General features: G+C 59.4%; 1 protein-coding gene. It reads right to left on the bottom strand.

Features of this window, described 5'->3' with window-relative positions:
* Positions 1-1,432 precede the first annotated feature (1,432 nt).
* Positions 1,433-2,485 carry a S66 family peptidase gene (locus tag IWX65_RS17345; RefSeq protein WP_196884800.1) on the bottom strand — a complete coding sequence of 351 codons (1,053 nt, stop codon included), beginning with the start codon at positions 2,483-2,485 and terminating at the stop codon, positions 1,433-1,435.
* Positions 2,486-2,950 lie beyond the last annotated feature (465 nt).

Genomic DNA, 2,950 nt, shown 5'->3' with positions numbered 1-2,950 from the left:
ACACCCCAGCATAGAAACGCCGGCGCCGGGCCAGGAGCCCTTCCTTGCGCACCTGCTTCAGCAGAACCGAATAGGACGCAACAACATCATTCGGCTTGGAAACACGAACGATGCGCTTGGCCGGTGGTGCGGCGGTATCACTCATAGGTTGATCCTCGACATCTCGTGGAGATCCTGGTGCGGTTCCGGCATGACGGCCGCGGTCGCTGGAAGAGCTGATAAGACAAGACGATCCCCGGAACCAAGCCCATTGGCTTCAGTCCGGGGATCGAGGGAATGCTTATGCGTTGTAGTGTTCGCGGCTTCCGGACTTCGCCAGACCGCGAGCGATCATATAGGCGATCGTCAGGTACGTAATCAATTCCATACCCTGATGGGCATCGAACATGTCACTGCCGTCTTCATTGTCGCCACCTGGTCTGTATCTGGGAGAGCGAAAGTCCGCAGGCTTCTCTACGGGTGCTCTACCCCGTGAATCCTATGGTGTAGAGATTTCGATAGCAAGCCAGCTTACTAAATGGGCGGATGCGGGTGCCTTCGCGGGAAGAGAACGATCACACTGCCCACAAAATAGGCCAAGGTGAGCCAGTTGATGCCGAAAAAGAGGGGAAGGTTGCCGTCGAGGCCGGTTGAGCCGGGACATTGTCTTGGCTGCCGCTCTTGAACTGGTGGATGCGGAGGGACTGGAGTTCTTATCCATGCGCCGGCTTGGTCACCAGCATGGGAAAAATCCGACGGCGTTGTATCGGTACGAGAGCGTATTGAAGCTCGGATTGCACCGCCTACCCAGAAAGGATTTTCCTCACCTGCGCAAGCTGGCGCCCCACCTTCTGGACTACGACGGCAAGTCTGAACTCGATCAAGGAATGAGCGTTCTTCTTGAGGGACTCCAAACCAGTCTCAAGCGCAGCTCACATGGGATGCACCCAGACACGACTTCTTGTCCCTGAATCCTTGCTGGGCTGATCCCCTAAACCCTTGTTGGTGGCACGGAGCGCAGTCAGGAGGCTCCGCCACTTGTCCATGTGCGGGAAGGTGCTGACTTCGAATCTCCCATCGGATGGGTGGTCGTCGTCCCGACACGGGTTCGATCGTCCGGTGAGAGATACCTCAGAGCGACGCCTGGTACATATTGATTGATGCCGTGTTGTCCAGCGGTCGGCTACAGCACCTTTTCGTCTCACGTGTCCGGTGGAGGAACGATTAGCGGGCGACCTCGGAGCCCCGGCCCCGCAGTGGGGCCTGCGCCCGACCACTCGCCTCGATGAAAATATCTGACACAGCGTGCATTGGTCGGTGCCAGGTTGGCCTTCACAGCTTCTCCTTTCAGGTGAATTCTTACGGGCAGAACAATGCGGTCGATTCTAGTGGGCGAAAGCTGTGCGCTTACCCAACCTTCGCCGTGCATCTGTCGGATCGGGAAGGACTTCGTCTAGTTGTAATTGGCGGTGACGGTTCGGGCTGCTCCGTCGAGTCGAATGGCACCGCCGTGAGGAATGATCCATTGAGGCCTGGTGTGGCCAAAGGGAACTCCGACACAGACGACAGCATCAGGGTTGTATACGGTGATCTGCTCGATGAAGGTTTCGCACTGCGCGGTACGCAGTCGGGCGCGCGTATCGGTGCTGGGGATCGGGTGGCCCAATTGGCTTGTCGGCGGGCGGGCGACGAGGACACCGGCTGCGGCCTCGAGGATCCCTCGCTCGCCCAGGGCCCGGACCCACCGCTTCACCTCATCCGCTGTCGGTAGCTCCTCGCTGGTCTCGAACAGCAGAACAGCGCCTTGGAGGTCAGCGACGGAGGGCATGCGATCCGCGACCGCAATCTGGTCGATCACTTCAAGGCAGCCGCCCCATGATCGGCCTTCCACAACGGTGTTCGGTCCCGCCCATGTCCACGGCTCGGTTGTTTCTCGAACCCCGAACTGATCCAGGGCGCGGGGGTCGGTCCACGGAATGCCGAAGTCCTCAGACTCTCCCGGGTCGGTCAGTTCGATGGTCCCACCGTCCAGAAGTGCGGCCCGAAGGGAATGCAGGTGCACGTCGTCCAGGTGCGGGCCTGCTCCGAGATGAACTTGGGTTGAGCCTCCGTAGTAGCTCGGGATGCCATAGCTCCATAGGAAGTGGTGCAGATTGGTGTTGTCGCTGTAACCCAGGAATGGCTTCGGATTTGCCGCTAGCACCTCGGCGTCGATGTGCTTGATGACGGTGACCTGGTCATCACCCCCGACGGTTGCAAGCACTGCCCGAATGGTCGGGTCGGCGAAAGCGGCAGTGATGTCAGCGGCCCGGGCCTCGGCGCCGGCGCTGAGTTGCCTGGTCGTCGGATACTCCACCGGCATGAGCCCAGTAGCTTCCGTTAGCCGCTTCATCGCTTGCTCATGAACGGCCTCCGACACGGCAGGTGCTGCAAACGCCGGCGACAGGACAGCGACGCGATCACCCGCAGTGGCTTTCGGAAGGGGCGCGAAGGTCAGTGATGTCATCGCGTCATTAGATCAAAGGAACAGTCTCGAAAACTACCTCTAAAGCCGTCCCGGAGGTGCGTCCTCTACGTTTCGTTGGCGTTGAGGGGCACACGGTTTTTCGAGGGCAATCTCCGGCTCTGTGTCCGAACCCGCACCAGTGAGCCCGCAGTAGCCAAGTAACCCGGGATTGGATTTTTCTTCGATCGCCAGGAGTGAGAGGCCAGAGCGTCGCTCCAACCAAAGCTTTCGCACCATTTCGCTGTCATCCTCGCGCAACTGGCGAAGCCGAAGACGTTCCGTCTCCAAATCGCAAGGCATCGGGACGAACTGTGACATGTACCCAACTATAAGGAAATTCGGTAGGCCAGCACGGTGAACAAAGGTGGGACGAAGCGGAAGATGTCAAGGCTGGTGAGACAGGTTAGTTCAGGCTGTCTGTATGAGGGCTTCCTGTGAGGGCTGGTTGATCCACGCGGCGGTAGG

It is taken from the genome of Arthrobacter sp. CAN_A214 (assembly GCF_015751955.1).
Classification (GTDB): Bacteria; Actinomycetota; Actinomycetes; order Actinomycetales; family Micrococcaceae; genus Arthrobacter_D.
The sequence above is the reverse complement of the archived record's forward strand: the minus strand, read 5'-3'. Positions and strand labels throughout refer to the sequence as shown.

Excerpts from the sequence above, each read along its gene's own strand:
- IWX65_RS17345 (WP_196884800.1), bottom strand. The coding sequence starts at position 2,485 with ATGACATCACTGACCTTCGCGCCCCTTCCGAAAGCCACTGCGGGTGAT.